General features: G+C 67.6%; 20 protein-coding genes. 11 read left to right on the top strand and 9 right to left on the bottom strand.

The annotated features are described in order from the left end of the window. Positions 1–181: 181 nt before the first annotated feature. Positions 182–1,108, bottom strand: a complete 927-nt coding sequence (locus tag AC3ANK_RS09385; RefSeq protein ID WP_484170980.1) for a LysR family transcriptional regulator — start codon at positions 1,106–1,108, stop codon at positions 182–184. Between the two features lie 123 nt (positions 1,109–1,231). Here AC3ANK_RS09385 and AC3ANK_RS09380 point away from each other — a divergent pair, with 123 nt between their 5' ends. Genes AC3ANK_RS09380 through AC3ANK_RS09365 form a run of 4 tightly spaced genes read left to right on the top strand, consistent with a single transcriptional unit; the run spans position 1,232 to position 4,015 of the window. Beyond that, positions 1,232–2,008, top strand: coding sequence for an SDR family oxidoreductase (locus tag AC3ANK_RS09380; protein WP_484170979.1), 777 nt, complete (start codon positions 1,232–1,234; stop codon positions 2,006–2,008). Positions 2,009–2,048: 40 nt separating this feature from the next. Continuing rightward, positions 2,049–2,987 carry an SDR family NAD(P)-dependent oxidoreductase gene (locus AC3ANK_RS09375; RefSeq protein WP_484170978.1) on the top strand — a complete coding sequence of 313 codons (939 nt, stop codon included), beginning with the start codon at positions 2,049–2,051 and terminating at the stop codon, positions 2,985–2,987. Then, the gene (locus AC3ANK_RS09370; protein ID WP_484170977.1) at positions 2,977–3,465 is read left to right on the top strand and encodes a DUF1097 domain-containing protein; all 489 of its coding nucleotides are present in this window, start codon (positions 2,977–2,979) and stop codon (positions 3,463–3,465) included. Before AC3ANK_RS09375 ends, AC3ANK_RS09370 begins: the two co-directional genes overlap by 11 nt. A 46-nt stretch (positions 3,466–3,511) precedes the next feature. Beyond that, on the top strand, positions 3,512–4,015 hold the full coding sequence (locus tag AC3ANK_RS09365) for a DoxX family protein (RefSeq protein ID WP_484170976.1): 504 nt from the start codon (positions 3,512–3,514) through the stop codon (positions 4,013–4,015). 61 nt (positions 4,016–4,076) lie between these two features. On the opposite strand, the gene AC3ANK_RS09360 is transcribed toward AC3ANK_RS09365, so the two are convergent. From AC3ANK_RS09360 to AC3ANK_RS09345, 4 genes are all read right to left on the bottom strand, one after another. After that, the gene (locus tag AC3ANK_RS09360; RefSeq protein ID WP_484170975.1) at positions 4,077–4,901 is read right to left on the bottom strand and encodes a nucleotidyltransferase domain-containing protein; all 825 of its coding nucleotides are present in this window, start codon (positions 4,899–4,901) and stop codon (positions 4,077–4,079) included. Positions 4,902–5,025: 124 nt separating this feature from the next. Then, positions 5,026–5,529 carry a DoxX family protein gene (locus AC3ANK_RS09355; RefSeq protein WP_484170974.1) on the bottom strand — a complete coding sequence of 168 codons (504 nt, stop codon included), beginning with the start codon at positions 5,527–5,529 and terminating at the stop codon, positions 5,026–5,028. Further along, positions 5,530–5,994 carry a DoxX family protein gene (locus AC3ANK_RS09350; protein ID WP_484170973.1) on the bottom strand — a complete coding sequence of 155 codons (465 nt, stop codon included), beginning with the start codon at positions 5,992–5,994 and terminating at the stop codon, positions 5,530–5,532. It lies immediately after the preceding gene. Between the two features lie 58 nt (positions 5,995–6,052). Then, positions 6,053–6,328 carry a BufA1 family periplasmic bufferin-type metallophore gene (locus AC3ANK_RS09345; RefSeq protein ID WP_206860555.1) on the bottom strand — a complete coding sequence of 92 codons (276 nt, stop codon included), beginning with the start codon at positions 6,326–6,328 and terminating at the stop codon, positions 6,053–6,055. A gap of 193 nt (positions 6,329–6,521) precedes the next feature. Between AC3ANK_RS09345 and AC3ANK_RS09340 the strand changes: the two genes are divergently transcribed. The 5 genes from AC3ANK_RS09340 (at position 6,522) to AC3ANK_RS09320 (ending at position 9,651) form a co-directional block, all read left to right on the top strand. Beyond that, positions 6,522–7,022: a sigma-70 family RNA polymerase sigma factor gene (locus tag AC3ANK_RS09340; protein WP_484170972.1), complete on the top strand. Its 501-nt coding sequence runs from the start codon at positions 6,522–6,524 to the stop codon at positions 7,020–7,022. Beyond that, positions 7,019–7,666, top strand: coding sequence for a DUF1109 domain-containing protein (locus tag AC3ANK_RS09335; RefSeq protein ID WP_484170971.1), 648 nt, complete (start codon positions 7,019–7,021; stop codon positions 7,664–7,666). Before AC3ANK_RS09340 ends, AC3ANK_RS09335 begins: the two co-directional genes overlap by 4 nt. A 65-nt stretch (positions 7,667–7,731) precedes the next feature. Further along, positions 7,732–7,998, top strand: a complete 267-nt coding sequence (bufA2, locus tag AC3ANK_RS09330) for a BufA2 family periplasmic bufferin-type metallophore (RefSeq protein WP_206860552.1) — start codon at positions 7,732–7,734, stop codon at positions 7,996–7,998. Positions 7,999–8,050: 52 nt separating this feature from the next. After that, positions 8,051–8,881 carry an MNIO family bufferin maturase gene (gene bufB, locus AC3ANK_RS09325; protein WP_484170970.1) on the top strand — a complete coding sequence of 277 codons (831 nt, stop codon included), beginning with the start codon at positions 8,051–8,053 and terminating at the stop codon, positions 8,879–8,881. Next, entirely contained in the window at positions 8,878–9,651 is a 774-nt protein-coding gene (locus AC3ANK_RS09320) for an HvfC/BufC family peptide modification chaperone (protein ID WP_484170969.1), read from the top strand. Before bufB ends, AC3ANK_RS09320 begins: the two co-directional genes overlap by 4 nt. 305 nt (positions 9,652–9,956) lie before the next feature. Here AC3ANK_RS09320 and AC3ANK_RS09315 read toward each other — a convergent pair whose 3' ends face one another. Next, a complete protein-coding gene (locus AC3ANK_RS09315; protein WP_484170968.1) occupies positions 9,957–10,487 on the bottom strand; it encodes a cytochrome b in 531 nt (176 codons plus the stop codon). After that, complete coding sequence (locus tag AC3ANK_RS09310) at positions 10,484–11,569, bottom strand: catalase family peroxidase (RefSeq protein WP_484170967.1); 1,086 nt, start codon at positions 11,567–11,569, stop codon at positions 10,484–10,486. Before AC3ANK_RS09310 ends, AC3ANK_RS09315 begins: the two co-directional genes overlap by 4 nt. A 117-nt stretch (positions 11,570–11,686) precedes the next feature. On the opposite strand from AC3ANK_RS09310, the gene AC3ANK_RS09305 reads away from it, so the two are divergent. Together AC3ANK_RS09305 and AC3ANK_RS09300 are read left to right on the top strand one after the other, a co-directional pair. Next, positions 11,687–12,202, top strand: a complete 516-nt coding sequence (locus AC3ANK_RS09305; protein ID WP_484170966.1) for an RNA polymerase sigma factor — start codon at positions 11,687–11,689, stop codon at positions 12,200–12,202. Beyond that, positions 12,199–12,954: an anti-sigma factor family protein gene (locus AC3ANK_RS09300; RefSeq protein WP_484170965.1), complete on the top strand. Its 756-nt coding sequence runs from the start codon at positions 12,199–12,201 to the stop codon at positions 12,952–12,954. Before AC3ANK_RS09305 ends, AC3ANK_RS09300 begins: the two co-directional genes overlap by 4 nt. A gap of 130 nt (positions 12,955–13,084) precedes the next feature. On the opposite strand, the gene AC3ANK_RS09295 is transcribed toward AC3ANK_RS09300, so the two are convergent. Further along, a complete protein-coding gene (locus tag AC3ANK_RS09295) occupies positions 13,085–13,924 on the bottom strand; it encodes an alpha/beta fold hydrolase (protein WP_484170964.1) in 840 nt (279 codons plus the stop codon). Between the two features lie 51 nt (positions 13,925–13,975). Further along, positions 13,976–15,604 carry a bifunctional AfsR/SARP family transcriptional regulator/alpha/beta hydrolase gene (locus AC3ANK_RS09290; RefSeq protein ID WP_484170963.1) on the bottom strand — a complete coding sequence of 543 codons (1,629 nt, stop codon included), beginning with the start codon at positions 15,602–15,604 and terminating at the stop codon, positions 13,976–13,978. Positions 15,605–16,148: the final 544 nt, after the last annotated feature.

The raw sequence follows: 16,148 nt of genomic DNA, 5'->3' as shown, positions 1-16,148 counted from the left end.
GCACGACGAAGTGGGCCGTGCCGTGGGTCAAGCCGCGTCCGCCGCGTCAAACGTCCGCTTCGGGTCGAAAGCGGACATTAACATCCGTCCGCCCTCCCCTGAACCGTCCTGGCCGCTATGCATTATGCGAAGTGTCGCTTTCTGCCGCTTTGCCCTCTGGCCAGCCTGGTGACGCGAGACCTCAGCCATCCTGCGAACCTAAAGGTTGGCTGGGAAAGCGCTCTTCATACAGCTTCGCGATCCAGTCGATGAAAACCCTCACGCGCGGCGACAGCTGGCGGTGCGCGGGGTACATCGCCGACACCGGAAGCCCCGTGCTCGACCACTCGCCCAGGACCTCGACGAGGCGGCCGTCGCGCAGCTCGTCCTCCACGTGGTAACGCGGTAGCTGGATCAGACCGCAGCCGCGCAATGCGCACGTCACGTAGCTTTCCGCGTCGTTGACCGATATCCAGCCGCCCAGCGCGAACTCGCGGACCTGGCCGTCGACGACGAGCTCGAACGGATAAGTGCGGTCGTGATTGCTGGCGAAGAATCCAACGGCCTGGTGCGAAGGCAGTTCATCGGGATGCCGGGGCACGCCGCAGCGCTGCAGGTACCCGGGACTGGCGCATATCACTTCGGGCATGACCGCCAGGCGTCGAGCCACCAGCGATGAGTCCTTTGGCGTGCCGGCGCGCACCACGCAGTCGATGCCTTCTCGGACCAGATCGACCAGGCGATCGCCGCTGCTGATCACCAGGTCGATGTCCGGGTAACGGCTGCGGAACTCCTCGATGCGCGGCAACACGATCCGCGTGGCGTGCGTGCCATGCAGGTCCAGGCGCAGCGTGCCGCGTGGATTCGCGGCGACCATGCGCAGCGAAGATTCGGCGTCGTCCAGGTCCGCGAGCAGATGGACGCAGCGCTCGTAGAACGCCTGGCCGTCGAGCGTGGGACGTACCTGGCGCGTCGTCCGCTCAAGCAGACGTGTCCCCAGCCGCGCCTCGAGTTCCTTCATCGCGTGGGTGGCCGTGGCGCGCGGGATGCCGAGCGCGCCCGCCGCGCGGGTAAAGCTGCCCAGCTCGACGATCCGGGTGAACAGCTGGAAGGAATCGAAACGGTCCATGCCTGGATTGTTGTGGATTCTTGAATTCAATTGCCAGTCCGGGCTGGTTTATCCAGCCAGGAGCAACCAGAAGAATGCCCCCGTACCCCGCGCACTCCTGCGCGCCACCCACCGGAGCATGGAATGAACAGCACGCCCTCCCCCTCGCATGCACTCCCCTCCCCCGGCACCGCCGTCCGCGTGGCCGTCGTGACGGGCGGATCGCGCGGCATCGGCGAAGCGATAGCGCGCCGCCTGGCGAACGACGGCCTCGCGGTCGTCATCAATTACGCCGGCAACGCCGCGGCGGCCGAGACCGTCGCCGAAGGCATCCGCGCCAGCGGTGGCAAGGCGCTGGCCGTCCAGGGCGACGTCAGTCGCGCCGAAGACGTCGCCCATCTCTTCGCGGCCACGCAGGAGGCGTTCGGTCGCATCGACGTGGTGGTCAACAGCGCCGGCATCATGCCGATGGCGTCGATCGCCGAGTCCAGCCTTGCCGATTTCGATCGCGCCATCGCCACCAATCTGCGCGGCACCTTCCTGGTGCTGGCGCAGGCTGCGAAGCATCTGGGCGAAGGCGGCCGGATCATCGCGCTGTCCACCAGCGTGATCGCCAAGTCGTTCCCGGGCTACGGCCCGTACATCGCCTCCAAGGCCGGTGTCGAAGGCCTCGTGCCCGTACTCGCCAACGAGCTGCGTGGCCGCGGCATCACCGTCAACGCGATCGCCCCGGGCCCGGTCGGCACCGAGCTGTTCCTCAACGGCAAGACCCCCGAACAGATCGCTCAGCTCAGCAGGCTCGCGCCGCTTGAACGCCTCGGAACGCCGGAGGAAATCGCGGCGGCCGTCGCCTTCCTGGCCGGCCCGGACGGTGGCTGGGTCAACGCCCAGGTCCTTCGCGTCAACGGCGGTTACGCCTGATTCCGCGCCCTCCCCGCAAACATACGCACGGAGTTTCCCCATGAACACGAAAGCGAAGCACGTGATCCTGGTCACCGGCGCCTCCAGCGGATTCGGTGCCATGTCGGCGCGGGCGCTCGCCCGCGCAGGCCATACCGTGTACGCCAGCATGCGCGAGACCAATGGCCGGAACGCACCGCAGGTGCAGGCCGCACGCGATTACGCAAGCGAACACGGCGCCGACCTTCGCACGATCGAGCTCGACGTGCAGTCGCAGGCATCCGCCGACGAAGCTCTCGCGCGCATCGTCGCCGAGCACGGCCGCCTCGACGTGGTCATGCACAACGCCGGACACATGGTGTTCGGCCCCGCCGAGGCGTTCACGCCGGAGCAGTACGCGCAGCTCTACGACGTCAACGTGTTGGGCACGCAGCGCGTCAACCGCGCAGCGCTGCCGCAGTTGCGCAAGCAGGGCCGCGGCCTGGTGCTGTGGATCGGCAGCAGCAGCCACCGCGGCGGGACACCGCCGTACCTGGCGCCCTACTTCGCGGCGAAGGCGGCGATGGACGCGCTCGCCGTCAGTTATGCCGGCGAACTGGCGCGATGGGGCGTCGAAACCTCGATCGTGGTGCCTGGCGCTTTCACCAAGGGCACGAATCATTTCGCCCACTCGGGAACGCCTGCCGACACGGATCGCCTCGCCGAGTACGACGCTGGCGCGAACCGGGGCCTGAAAGAGGAAATCCTCACCGGACTCGCAGGCTGCGAGCCGCCGGATGCGGATGTCGGTTCGGTGGCGCAGGCGGTCGTCGATGTCGTCGATGCACCGTTCGGTGGGCGCCCGTTCCGCGTGCACGTCGATCCGTCCGACGACGGCTGCGAAGTCGTCAACGCGGTTGCCGACCGGATCCGTGCCGAGTTCCTGCGCCGGATCCAGCTTGGTGATCTGCTGGTGCCGCGCGGCAACCGGACGTCGACCGAGGTGTCCCATGTCGCATGACGCCAGCATCGTCACGGAGTTGAAGATCACGTTGGGCGAGTCGGCCGTCGCCACGATCGCGGCGACGGTTAGCGCCCTGGTGCTGGAGGTACCGGTCTGGGCGATGTTCGTCGGCTGGATCTCGTACTTCACCCGCGGCGTCAATCTCCGCGATGGTTTGATCAACCTCGCCTGCGTTCTGACTGGAGTCGGGATCGGACTCGCGGCGGGCGCAGCCACCCATGTGCTCACTCCGAAGCTCGGACCGGCCGCACTCACGGCCGTGGTGTTTGGCGTCGCTGTCGTCGTGCTGTCGTTGCGGCACATACCGGTGTTCAACAACCTGCTCGGGTTCTTCCTCGGCCTGGTGGCGTATTTCGCCTCGGAGCAGGCACCGTCGTGGGCTGCCTTCGCCGAACTTGGCTTGGCCGCAGCCGTCGGCACGGGAGCCGCGTGGATCGCGGTCGTGCTCCAGCGGCGTGCCGCCGCGCGGGCCTAAGCCGCGCCTTAATTCGACTGCTCGCCAACCTCCCCGGAGGAGACTCATGCAGCTTCCCATCCAGTCTCGCGACAAACGCCCATCCGAGACGACGCAACGACTGGCCTTCCCTTTTCTGCATCGCTTTTATGCGCACGCCGAACCGCTGACGTACGCTTCGCTGCGCGCCGTGCTCGGGGTGGTGCTCGTGACCCACGGCATGCCCAAGCTGTTGCGAACGTCGCACGGTTCGATGTCCGACCCGATGGCGGGTTCGATCAACCTCATCGAGAATGTGCTGCACCTTCCCGCCGCGCCGGCGCTGGCGATGTTCGTCGCTCTGCTGGAAGGCGCAGGCGGCGTCCTGCTTGCCATCGGGTTTGGCACTCGCCCGATCGCAGCGATGGTCGTCGTGCAGATGCTCGCGATTTGCCTGGCGCTCGGTCCGACGTGGCCGTGGATCGATCGCGGGATCGAATTTCCGTTCCTGATGATGTTCCTCGCACTGTTCATCGCCGCCAAGGGAGGCGGCGATTGGTCGGTAGACCGCGCGGTCGGTCGCGGGATCTGACGGCGTACCGCGCGCAACGGCCTGGGCCATGCATGGCCCAGGCCGCCGATGCCGCTACATGTCAGGCATGCGCATCGAGGTAATCGAAGATCGCTTCAGGCATGCACGGGGTGGGATGGTGCGGAGGCTCGTCGGCACGAAGGTCGACATACATGTCCACCGCTCGCCGAAACGCGCGACGGACGGATTCCGGATCAAGCGTCGCCATCGTGTCCGCCAGTCGTCCAACCGACGCGCCGCCGAATGCTTCGATCCGGCGTACACCGCGCTGCGGACGCCCTGCCCGGCGATGCAGCATCGGCCCCAGCACCTGGTCGCGGAAGAAGGCGAGCATGCCGATCGCCTCGAACAGCTCGCCGCGTGCCAGCTTCGTCGCCCCGTAATGCAGCCAGATCCAGGCCCTTTGCTCGAACCATTCCGGGGATGCGTTTGGCCATGCGATCGTGGCCGAATCGAGCCACTTCTCGACCTGTTCCGGCGTGCGAGCGAATACCACGGCCGGCCGCTCGACGAGCCGGCCGAGGTCCGATGCCGTCACGAACTTCAGGTCGACGTGTATGAGCGGCGGCCCGTAGAGGCAGATCAGGAGTCTCGGCTCTCCGACGTGTTCGCCGGTGAATGCGGCGAGCAGGTCGCCGACGCGTTGCGCGAACTCGTTCCGCGAGGCCATCACCTCGCTGTAGCTTTCATCCGCGACGACAACGACGAAATCCAGATCGGAATGTTCGTCGAATCCGCCGTGGATATAGGAACCGCCGGCCAGTAATGCAGTCAGCCGCCGGTCGTGCTGCACCTCGTTGCGGACGCGCTCGATGAACTCCAGATGTAACGCAGGTAGTGTGCTGGGCATAATCGGTTCTCCAAGCCAGCAGCTCAGGTTACTCAAGCGCGGGCTCGGTGCACAAGCGCACTCCTGCAGCATGAAACGATGACGACCGGGTGCTCTCCACCATGCGCCTGTCGCGCGCGATGGACCGGTCGGAACGTGGCTGCCCCCCGGTGTCGTCGCCTCACCAAGGGGCGGTATCGAGCCGCTTGCGGCGTCGCTCCATGAGGCGGGCGAACGAGAGCGGCCCGGCGCCGGTGATCGACAAGCTCACCAGGCACGCCATGTAGAGCAGGTCGGTTTCGAAGCCGGGCTGGCCGAAATGGGCACCTTTCGCGTCGAACGACAGGAGCTTGATGGAGCTGAAGCCGTTGGGCAGATGCACCGTGAACATCGCGACCAGGAGGACGATGATCATCGGCAGGGCGACGAGAGGCACCCATACGCCCAGGGCGATCATCAGTCCACCGATCACCTCCACGATGATGGTCGCCCAGCTCAGCAACTCTGCATGCGGCAGCCCCATCGCATGGAGTATGCCCGCGAAATGATCGGGGCCGCGCGCCAGCTTCGCGTATCCATGCACGAAGAACCCGTAGCCCACGATCAGGCGGAGCGGGATCGCGTGCCAGTCGTCAGGAATCGGCAGCGCGGAGATGGAAAACGTTCCTGGGGAGGGCATACGCATCTAGGACTTTCCCCTTGAGCGGAACGCCTCCAGCCCGAGCAGTCGGTCGAGCGAAAGGCGACCGCCTCCGCATGCGACCAGCAGAAGCAGCAGCGCGGCCCAGCTCAGATGCGTGGGCCAGGCATCGGGATACACGAGTATCTCGATCACCGCGGTCATGCACAGCAACGCCACGGCCGTGGGACGCGTGAACAGCCCCAGCGCCAGCAGCACCGGCAATGCGTGCTCCGCATACGTGGCCACGCGCGCGGCCACGTCCGGCGGGACGACCGGCAGCATGTACTCGTACCGGAACAGCTCATAGGTCGAGTCGCTGATCGTCAGCAGTCCTTCGACCTTGGTGCGTCCGGACATGAAGAAGACGGAGGCGATGCCGAGCCGCGCCATGAGCAGCAGCACGCTCTTCGGCAGCAGGCGCTCGGCCGTCGTGCCGGCATGGCGGTAGATTTCCAGGGGAGTGCTCATCAGGCGGCGATCCGGAAATGCGAGGGAACGGCCGGCGCGATGGCGCCGGCCGCATGGCTCAGGCCTGCGGGGTCAGGGTGCCGTGCCCCTTGGGCGTCTTGATGGTGGTGCAGGTGCCGGCCTTGACGAGCTTCCATGCGTCGCCCTGGTAATCCACCTTCGAGGTGCCTGCGCAGCTCGTGCCCGCCCCGGCCTTGCAATCGTTCTGGCCGGCCTTGGCGATGCCGTAGCACTTTTCCATTGCCGGCTTGGCCGGGTCCTGGGCCTGGGCGGCGCCAGTCCCGAGGACGGCAAGCGCGAGGGTGACGGCGAGCGACGCGGTAGACTGCTTCATGGGGATTCCTGTTCCTGTGACGAGGGATGAATCGCCCGGATCACGATCCCGGGCGTCAGACATGACTACGCCATGCCGCGAGGTCCGGTTACATCGACCTTTCCGCATGAGCCTGTAACCGGCAAGCACCCGGCTCCGTACGTCTACCGTAGGAGTGCCGATGAACGAGAGCGAGGAACAGCTGAGAGCGTGGATGACGATGAGCCTGGACGGCGATGGCGCCGCCCATGCCGCGTTGCTGCGCGCGCTCGTCCCCCTGCTCCGCTCGTTCTTCCGGCGCCGGCTCAACGGGGCGGACGACGATGCGGAGGATCTGGTGCAGGAGACCCTGATCGCGGTGCATGCGCGCCGTTGCACTTACGATCGCGACCGGCCGTTCACTGCATGGCTGTACGCGATCGCGCGCCACCGCCTGATCGACCTTGCCCGGCGCAACCGTGCCACTGTGTCGATCGACGACGTCGACTCGATCCTGATGACCGAAGGATTCGAGGATGCGATAGGCGCCCGCCTGGACGTGGACGGCCTGCTTGCGTCGCTGACGCCGAAACAGGCGCGCGCGATCCGCGACACGCACCTGTGCGGAATGAGCGTGGCCGAGGCGGCAAGCGCGGCCGGCATCGGCGAATCGGACGTGAAGGTATCGGTGCACCGCGGCCTGAAGGCATTGGCCGCAAAGTTGAGGAAGCCATGACGCTACGTACCGACCAGCTGGTCGAAGCACTGAGTCGCGACGTCCCGCGCGTGGCGAGGCATGCCATGGCGGGCCGCCTCGCGTTCGGACTGCTTGCCGGCGGACTTTGTTCCGTGGCGATGGTGGCGCTGCTGCTCACCGTCCGCCCGGATCTGGACATCGCGATGGGCAGCTTCACGCTGTGGATGAAGTGGGTCTACGCGGCATCGCTGGCTGCGGTCGCGGTCATCGCGGTCGGGCGACTCGCGCGTCCGGAGACCCACTCGCTGCGTTTCCTGTGGCTCCTGGCGGTGCCCATTCTTGCGCTGGTGTCGCTGGCTGCGATCGAACTCGCGCGAACGCCACCCGGCCAACGACTCGACGCATGGATGGGAAGCAGTTGGGCGATCTGCCCATGGCTGCTGCTGATGCTCTCCCTGCCCGTGTTCCTCGGGCTGCTGTGGTCCTTCAGGACGCTCGCGCCGACGCGCCTGCGCATGGCCGGCGCCGCCGCGGGCCTCGCATCCGGAGCGCTCGCGGCGATCGCGTACGGACTGCACTGCCCGGAAAGCTCGGCGCTGTTCGTGCTGACCTGGTACAGCCTGGGCATCGCGCTGGCAACGGGCCTCGGCGCCCTGGTGGGTCCGCGGCTGCTGCGGTGGTAGAGGCGTAACCGGATCGCGCGCGCGAACGTAGGTCAGAGGCCACATCGGCAAACAAGGATATGACCATGACCAAGAACACCGTCGGATTCGCCGCAGTAGCCGCCCTGATCGCCCTGTCCTCCAGCGTTCCCTCCACCGCGTTCGCCCAGAAGGCGGATGACGCGAAGCTCGTCCACTGCTACGGCGTGAACGCCTGCAAGGGCAGTTCGGACTGCAAGACCGCCAGGAACGACTGTCGGGGCCAGAACGACTGCAAGGGCCACGGCTTCAAGGAACTCACCGCGCAGGCGTGCAAGGCCCAGGGCGGCCGCCTCACCGAGGCCGGCGCGTAACCGTCTCCATCACGGTCGGCCCGCAAAGGGCCGACCTGCATCGGGTTTCCGCATGCCACGCGAGCACAGATTCGGCCTGGGACTCCGCAGGCCGCACTACGGCGATTTCCTCGATCGCGACGAGCCCGTCGCCGTCGATTTCGTCGAAGTCATTTCGGAGAACTACATGGTCGATGGCGGCAGGCCGCTGGACATCCTCAGGCGCGTGCGCGAACGCCACCCGGTTGCCCTGCACGGGGTGTCCATGTCGCTCGGCTCGTCGGACGGACTGCGCGCGGACTACCTGCACAGGCTGCGCGCCCTCGTCGATGCGGTCGACCCGCTGTTCGTGTCCGACCACCTGAGCTGGTCGCGCATCGAAGGGTTCAACTCCCACGATCTGCTTCCCCTGCCCTACACGCGCGAGGCGCTGGACGTCGTGTGCGCCAACGTCGACCGCGCGCAGTCGTCGCTCGGGAGAACCATCCTCGTGGAGAACCCGTCCAGCTACATCGCCTTCCACGGCGACATGACCGAATGGGAATTCCTGGCCGCGGTATGCCAGCGCACGGGTTGCGGGTTGCTGCTGGACGTCAACAACATCTTCGTCAGCGCCAGCAACCACGGCTTCGATCCGTTCGCCTACCTGGCGGGCGTTCCGCTCCGGAGTGTCCGGCAGGTCCACCTCGCAGGCCACAGCCAGGGGCGCGAACTCCTGATCGATACGCACGACCGGCCGGTGCCGGATTCCGTGTGGGCGCTCTACGAACACCTGGTCGCACGCCTGGGGCCGACGGCGATCATGATCGAGCGCGACGACGGGATCCCGCCGCTTCCCGAACTGCTGGCGGAGTTGGACATCGCGCGACGCATCGCGGCCCGGGGAACGAAGCAGGCGGCATGAACCTTTCCGTACTGCAACGGCAGTTCCGCGAATGGTTGACCGGCGAGGACGCGGAGGCCGCCGCGTGTTTCGGCGACGCCGCGGCGCCAGGGCTGTCCGTCCATCTCAACAACTATCGCAGCCAGCTCATGGCGACCCTGGCCGACAGCTATCCCGTCGTTCGCGCATGGCTGGGCGACAGTGCGTTCCTCGGCGCGGCGGCGCGCCATGTCGATGCGGTGCATCCGGAAGGCTGGACGCTCGACGACTACGCGCGCGGCTTCCCTGCCTCGCTCGCGGTCGCCCATCCGGACGATCCCGAAGTCGCCGAACTGGCCCGGCTCGAACTGGCGCTGGGGCTGGCCTTCGTCGCTGCCGACGGCACGAAGACCGACCCGGCATCGCTGGAACACGTCGACTGGACGCACGCCGTATTCGTGATCGCGCCCGCGCTCACGCTTGTCCCCGTCACCACGAATGCCGTCGCCATCCTCTCGGCCCTCGTCGATGGCACACCACCGCCGGCTGCCACGGCGCTGCCACATGCCGCCCGGGTAGCGGTGTGGCGGCGCGACTTCAGGCCCTTGTTCCGGACGCTCGAGCCGCTCGAAGCGGACGTCCTCGCCATGGCGATTCGTGGACGCACCTTCGGCGACATCTGCGACGTCATCGCGAAGCACGAGGGCGAAGCCGAAGGTCCCGGCGTGGCAGGCCGGATGCTGGCCCAATGGCTGGCGGATGAAACAGTCCTTGGGGTTCACCCGGACACCGGGCAGCGTAGCGTCCGGTGAGCCGGTCAGAAGCGCGGCATCCGGGGACCCCCCGCCTCCACATGGCGTGTGTGTCCGGTCATGCAAGGCGTGCCGTCGTAGAACAGGAACGCGATGGTCGCGACGATCCCACGAGGCATTTCGAAGCAGCCATCGGCGTTGCCGACGGCGCGTCGCATGACAGGAGGTGTGCTTGGCGCCCCTCCTCGTTTGGCCACTTTCAGTCGAAGGAGGACGTGGCGCGCCTGGTCGTCTCGTGTCACCTCCGTGCCTGTCGATCCGGTGATAGAGGGCGCCGTGCAACTGCGCGGCGGCGATGACGGCCGTCAGCGGATCATGCTGCGCAGCACGCCGTCGCGGCGGATCAGTGCGTGGTACAGCGCCGCCCCCATGTGGCCGAGGAACGTGAGGATCAACAGATACGCCAGCGCCCTGTGCGCCGTGCGCAGCCAGGCGAACACCAGCGCGTTCTCCGGCAGGATCGCCGGAAGCCGCAGGTCCGCCCCCACCATCACCGGATACCCTCCGGCCGACAGCATCGCCCAGCCGATCAGCGGCATCGCGATCATCAACGCGTAGAGCAACCAGTGCGACGCATGCGCTGCCATGCGCTGCAGGCGCGGCACGTCAGGCGGCAACGGCGGCGGCGGATTGCGCAGGCGCACCATCAGCCGCGCGATCGCCAGCACGAGGATGGCGATGCCCAGCGGCTTGTGGATCGCCAGCAGTACCGGGTACTTCGCGCTCACCGTCGCGACCATTCCCACGCCGATGAACAGCATCGCCAGGATCAGCACGGCCATCGTCCAGTGCAGCACGCGCGCGGCCAGGGTGAAGGACAGGTTCGTCGGATTCATCGTGCGCTCTCCATTCCGGCATCGGCGGTGCTCGCGGCGCCTGGCACCCGCGCTTCTTCCCGGGTGCGGCGCAGGTGCGAGTCGGCGTACACCGCGGATCGCGCTGCCAGCAGCGGGTCGTCGGAGATGGCGATCCCGGCCGGAAGGACGGTCGGGTCGAAATTGACGTCGCGGCACGGACCGCTGTCCTGCGGCTGTTCGTGTTCGAGCACCAGCACGCCGGCATCGATCGTCCTGCGGTTGGCCGGCCACGTCCGCGTGGCGTCGTCGGTGGGATCGCCCGGATCGGCAAGCGTCACCAGCAGCCGCCAGCGCGCAGGTGCCTGCGCGAGGCGTCGGTGCAGATCGCCGATCAGATAGTTGTCGTCGTTGGCCGGCGCCGCCCCGGCGTCGGACGCCTCCGGCACCATTCGCCAACGCACCGCGTGCCGCACTCCGTCGGCGTCGATGAAGTGGAACGCGTTAAGGCCGTAGTAGCGTTCGGTAACGAAGCTGGCGGAAGGCCGGGCGGTCTTCGCCCAAGCGCGGAATGCCGCGGTTTCCGGATGCGCGGCGAAGAACGCCGCCAGCTTCGCCGGATCCGGCTTGCCGGTCTCGGGGTCCTTGCGATTGGCGTCCATCTGCGCCTGGAATGCCTGCGGCGTGGCTACCGGGAACACGGGCATGCTGTTCATGCCGGTGCGCCATTGCTGTCCGTTCGCGAGGTTGAATCGCAGGGCCATGCTGCGGATGGGCACGCTGCTGTCGGGTGCATAGGGATTGCCCCCGGGGATGGCGAAACGGCCGACCACGGGCGTGCGACCCACCCCGAACACGGGCGCCGTGGAAAAGGCGGTCGCGTTGCCGTTGCCTTCGAAGTAGCCCGTGACGCAAACGCCCTTGGCGTGATTGCGGCGGAATCCGGGATGGTCGCCCGCCGCCTGCTGGAAATCGTCGACGAGGCGGTCGGGCGTGAGTCGCTGGGGCGAAAGCCAGCCGCCGACGTACGCGTAGGCTCCAGCGGCGACGGCGACAGCCGTGCCGATGAGGGCCCAGCGCGCACCGTTGCCGGACGGACTGGATGACGTATCGGGGTCGTGCATGTGCTGCTCCGTGGCGGGTTCACACTGCCAGACGCCACTCGCGGCGCTTTATTCCCATGCGATGGAATAATTTCCGCGCTGCGACGTCCTTCGCATGAACCCACCGCGATCCGGTCCATGTCCGTCCACGCCTTCGATGATCGGTTGACCGAACTGCTGCCCCGCCTGCGGCGCTTCGCGCTGTGGCTGGCGCGCGACCCGCACAGTGCCGACGACCTGGTGCAGTCCACGCTGGAGCGGGCCCTGTCCACGCGGGCGCTCAAGCGCGAGGAAGGCGACCTGCGCGCCTGGCTGTTCCGCATCCTGTACCGCCAGTTCCTCGACGCGCGGCGCCGTTCGCAGCGTTACGCATGGCTGCTCGGCCGCTTGCGCGAAGAAGACGAAGCCCAATGGCCATCGGCGGAGCGCGAAGCGCTGGCGCAGTCCGCGCTGTCCGCCTTCGCGCAGCTCACATCCGAGCAACGCAACCTCCTGCTGTGGGTGACGGTGGAGGGACTGAGCTACCAGCAGGTGGCCGAGATACTCGATGTCCCGATAGGCACCGTCATGTCCCGTCTTTCCCGCGCGCGCCAGGCCATGCGGCGCCACGGCGATGGCGAACAACCCGCCCCATCCCTGCGACTCCTCAAATGACCATGATCCCCAGCGAACAGGACATCCACGCGTACGTCGACGGCCGCCTCGACGGGGAACGGCGGGCTGCCGTCGAGCGTTATCTCGCACAGAATCCCGATCGCGCAGCCGAAGTGCAGGCCTGGCAACGCGATGCCCAGCGGCTGCGCGCGGTATTCGGTGGTACGCAGGCGCGGGCGGATAACCCGGCCTTGCACCCCTCGGCGATTCGCCAGCGACAGCGGCAACGGCAGATGCAATGGCGCTCGCTCGCCGCCGCCATGGTCCTTTGCCTCGGCGTCGGCGGGCTTGGCGGTTGGCAGGCTCGCGGTATGCGCATGGAGAGCGCCGCGGCGCCCATGGCCGATGCAATGGCCGCGTATCGTCTCGTCGCGACGGACGCCACCGCGCGCCCCGACGTGGTGCCGCGCAATGATGACGAAATGCAGGCGTGGCTGGACGAACGTTTCCAGCGCGCCACTCGCCTGCCCGACCTCAGCAGCGCCGGCTTTCGCGCCGTCGGCGGCCGCCTGTTCGCCACGGACCAGGGCCCTGCCGCAATGGTGCTCTATCGGGATGCGGCCGGCCACGCGATCAGCTTCTACGTGCGCCCCCCAGGCCCACGGAACCGCCTGCTTCCCGCGGGCCAACGAATGGAAAATGGGCTGATGGCGCAGTACTGGTCCGGGCCGGGCTACAACTACGCGATGGTCAGTCGCGCCGATGGGCCGGCCCGACAGGTCGTCGCGCGAGCACTGCGACAAGCGATCTGAAGCGCCTTTCCGCTCGCGAAGGCGGGCTCGACGAAATCAACCCGTACGCGTAAGTGCAGGGATGCTCCGTCGCACCGTGCCCTCGCACTTGTTAGCGCCGCCAGTGGCGCGGCGGCGATCCTCCCGGTCGTCATGACGCGAACGCCACCGCACGCGCGCGGGGCGCTTGCGAAGGGCGGCGGTTTGCGCCTTCGCACGGCATCACGGTGGGCAACCATTGCGCGATCGTCTCCACGACCCTGGCCGGCTCTCGCGCCCACTGGAAGTGCCTTCGCCACGGGCCTCCCAGCATGCGGTCGTCGATATGCACGCGTACCACGTCGGCGGCGTTCGCGTGCGCGAGGAGTTCTTCCTGGGCGCCCTCCGGCGCGACCCGGTCGCCCATCAGGCCGATCGACAGCAGCGGCAGGCGCAGCATCGCCACTTGCGATGCGATCGTCGCCTGGTCGTGCGCGCTGCCTTCCATCCTGTAGCGACCGGTCCTGGCGTTGAATGCCCAGTCGCGCATCAGCCGCCTCGGCTGGTCGCCGCCGAAACCGAGCAGATCGCCCGGGTACCATGGCAGGATCCGTGCGGCCGACGCGACCAGATTGACGAACGCGCGCGCCCGGCGGCGTTCGGATGCGGGCCACGCCGCGTAATGCGCAGTGCCGGCCGCCACCAGCACCAGCGCATCGGGCGGCTCGTGCATGAGGCCGGCAGCCAGCAGCGCGAGTTGGCCGCCGAGGCTGTGGCCGCAAAGGATGATCGGCCCGGGGTGGCGCCGCCGTGCGTCCGCAACCAGCCTGGGAATCTGCTCCTCCACGATTTCGCGGTAGCCGAAGTTTCCGGCCTGCTTGCGCGCACCGCCGCGGCTGAGCAGGTCGCAGGTCATTGCGATCGCGCCCGTGCGTTCCTGCAGCGATCGGGCGAAACCGCGATAGAAGCGTGCCTCCACGCCCATCGCGGGCAGGCACAGGAAGATGGGCATCGATGCGGGGATGTTCACGCCTGAAGCCTCGGAGGGGAGGTTCCGATCCTTTCAGGCGCCCGTCCCCTGCCCGTCCCCCGAGGCCATGAAGCGCTCCACCGCCGAGAGCACTGCGTCCTGGTCACCTCGCCACCACCAGTGATCGTCGCCCTCCAGCGCGACGAAGCAGGCTCCCCGGATCCTCGCGGCAAGATCGCGTCCACCCTCGAAGCGCACCGCGCGATCGTCCACGCGGTGCAGCACCAGCGCAGGACAGCGCAACGCGGCGGCGTCGACCCGCACATCCGCATCGCGGAAGCCGCGGAGCACGGCCGCGATGCCCGCCGGAGTGATGGCATGCCGCAGCAGCCGCGCCCACCAGGCGCGCAGCGGCATGTCGTCCACCGCCGAAGGCGCGAAGGTCTCGATCCCGGCCGGACCGCCCCACTCCGCGAGGATGCGCTCCAGCCAGGCGTCGAAAGCCAGTGCCGGCAATGCATGTGGGAAGTCCTTGCAGGCCGAGCCCTTCGCCAATGCCCCGAAGAGCACCAGCCCGCGCACCCGCGTGGGGTTGCTGGCCGCGAAACGCACCGCGCCGAGCGCGCCTTCGGATGCGCCGAAGATCCACGCGTCGCGAACGTTCGCCGCATCGAGCACGGTCCGCAGGTCCGCCGCCAGCAGATCGACCGTGCTGCCGCCAGTGAGGCGTTCCGAGAGCCCCATGCCCCGACGGTCGAACAGCAGGACGCGTCGGCCCTTGGCGAGTTCGCCAATGAAGCGGGCAACGCCCGACCACTCCATGCCGATCTCGATGTGGGAGACGAATCCCGGCGCAAGCACCAGCACATCCTCGCCCTCGCCCACCTCGCGATAGGCGATGGCTCCCTTGGCATCGAAGGCGAAGCGCACGTCCGGCGGGGCGTGACGTCGAATGTGCGACTGGCTCAGTCCATCGGATATCGCCTGCCATGCCCTTTCGGTCGCCGCGGATGGACGCACGCCGAATTCCTCGCGCAAACGGGCCGCACAGCGCGCATAGGCCGCCTCGACCGAGGCCAGATCGCCTGCCTGCGCATGCAGGCGCATCAGCAGCACGTGCGAGGTCTCGCGCAGGTCATCGGCCTCGACCAGACGCGCGGCCCATTCGATCGCCTCGTCCACGCGGTTGGCATCCGCCAGCGCATCCGCGAGATGCGCGAGCAGCCGGAGCCGCATCCGCTCTATGTCGAGTTGCAACGCCCGGCGGGCATCCTCAAAGGTTTCCGAAGGCGATGCGATCCCGTCCAGCAGCGGCAAGGCGAGTTCACCTGCACAACGTCGCGCCGCGTCGAATGCAGGCATGTCATGCGGCGCCGGCATTCGATGGACGATCGCGAACGCCTCGTCGACATCGGTGCTCCACGCCTGCGTCGACAATGCGACCGCCTCGGGCGTCGCCGAGAGCGCTCCCGCCGGGAGGGCCTGTTCGAGGCGATAAAGGAGGCGCCGCAGCCGTGCCAGGCCGGTCGTCGTATCCGCGTCGGGCCAGAGCATCGTGGCGAGCGTCCGCCGCGACAGCGCGCCGCGCGCGAATGCGAGCGAGGCCAGGAGCGTGCAGCCGACGCGCTGGATCGGCACGCGGATCGCACCGGCCTCGACGACCGGGACGCCGAGCATTCGCAGCTTCAGGTGGCCCACGGGTTCACTCATCTCGATCGACATTAGATCAGAGGCTTGAGATGGGCGTTGTGCTCACAGAATCAGCGCTTACGGCTCTGCCCCTTCCGACCCACTTTCGTGGGGTAATTCGATTCGATTTCGTGCAAGTGATGGCTAGGGGGATTCAACGACGACGGACCTTCGACCGCCATGCTGGCGGACGGGCGAATGTTGCCCGAATTCCTGCGCTGCGCGGATGCACCAGCGGATCGCCTACAACTGCATGCCGCTATACGGCCCGTGGGCCTTCTGGCGGATGGCGGGCGCGGTGTCTCCGCATGGCGACTGGATCGCACCGCACACGCTCGACAGGCTTATTTTCCGTGGCCGGATGCCTGAACGGCCCGCTCGAAAAGCGGGTTGCACGGAATGGAGCGAAGCCATGCGGTTATCCGTGGGCTGCGCCCACACCCGCCACCGCAGGAGCGCCAGCACGGCCAGATGGACCGGATAGAACGCCTAGAACGCCCAGCGTGAGCGAGGCACGGCTACGGGCGCTCGTGTAGGATACTTGCAAGGCATCGCCTCAAGGCGCTGCTCCCGCTTC

Source organism: Lysobacter sp. SCRH-1R (assembly GCF_057747855.1).
The sequence above is the reverse complement of the archived record's forward strand: the minus strand, read 5'-3'. Positions and strand labels throughout refer to the sequence as shown.

Excerpts from the sequence above, each read along its gene's own strand:
- AC3ANK_RS09350 (WP_484170973.1), bottom strand. The coding sequence starts at position 5,994 with ATGAGCACTCCCCTGGAAATCTACCGCCATGCCGGCACGACGGCCGAG.
- AC3ANK_RS09295 (WP_484170964.1), bottom strand. The coding sequence starts at position 13,924 with ATGCCCATCTTCCTGTGCCTGCCCGCGATGGGCGTGGAGGCACGCTTC.
- AC3ANK_RS09310 (WP_484170967.1), bottom strand. The coding sequence starts at position 11,569 with ATGCACGACCCCGATACGTCATCCAGTCCGTCCGGCAACGGTGCGCGC.
- AC3ANK_RS09305 (WP_484170966.1), top strand. The coding sequence starts at position 11,687 with ATGTCCGTCCACGCCTTCGATGATCGGTTGACCGAACTGCTGCCCCGC.
- AC3ANK_RS09370 (WP_484170977.1), top strand. The coding sequence starts at position 2,977 with ATGTCGCATGACGCCAGCATCGTCACGGAGTTGAAGATCACGTTGGGC.
- AC3ANK_RS09355 (WP_484170974.1), bottom strand. The coding sequence starts at position 5,529 with ATGCGTATGCCCTCCCCAGGAACGTTTTCCATCTCCGCGCTGCCGATT.
- AC3ANK_RS09340 (WP_484170972.1), top strand. The coding sequence starts at position 6,522 with ATGACGATGAGCCTGGACGGCGATGGCGCCGCCCATGCCGCGTTGCTG.
- AC3ANK_RS09380 (WP_484170979.1), top strand. The coding sequence starts at position 1,232 with ATGAACAGCACGCCCTCCCCCTCGCATGCACTCCCCTCCCCCGGCACC.
- AC3ANK_RS09375 (WP_484170978.1), top strand. The coding sequence starts at position 2,049 with ATGAACACGAAAGCGAAGCACGTGATCCTGGTCACCGGCGCCTCCAGC.
- AC3ANK_RS09345 (WP_206860555.1), bottom strand. The coding sequence starts at position 6,328 with ATGAAGCAGTCTACCGCGTCGCTCGCCGTCACCCTCGCGCTTGCCGTC.
- AC3ANK_RS09365 (WP_484170976.1), top strand. The coding sequence starts at position 3,512 with ATGCAGCTTCCCATCCAGTCTCGCGACAAACGCCCATCCGAGACGACG.
- AC3ANK_RS09315 (WP_484170968.1), bottom strand. The coding sequence starts at position 10,487 with ATGAATCCGACGAACCTGTCCTTCACCCTGGCCGCGCGCGTGCTGCAC.
- bufB (WP_484170970.1), top strand. The coding sequence starts at position 8,051 with ATGCCACGCGAGCACAGATTCGGCCTGGGACTCCGCAGGCCGCACTAC.
- AC3ANK_RS09335 (WP_484170971.1), top strand. The coding sequence starts at position 7,019 with ATGACGCTACGTACCGACCAGCTGGTCGAAGCACTGAGTCGCGACGTC.
- AC3ANK_RS09385 (WP_484170980.1), bottom strand. The coding sequence starts at position 1,108 with ATGGACCGTTTCGATTCCTTCCAGCTGTTCACCCGGATCGTCGAGCTG.
- bufA2 (WP_206860552.1), top strand. The coding sequence starts at position 7,732 with ATGACCAAGAACACCGTCGGATTCGCCGCAGTAGCCGCCCTGATCGCC.
- AC3ANK_RS09320 (WP_484170969.1), top strand. The coding sequence starts at position 8,878 with ATGAACCTTTCCGTACTGCAACGGCAGTTCCGCGAATGGTTGACCGGC.
- AC3ANK_RS09300 (WP_484170965.1), top strand. The coding sequence starts at position 12,199 with ATGACCATGATCCCCAGCGAACAGGACATCCACGCGTACGTCGACGGC.
- AC3ANK_RS09290 (WP_484170963.1), bottom strand. The coding sequence starts at position 15,604 with ATGTCGATCGAGATGAGTGAACCCGTGGGCCACCTGAAGCTGCGAATG.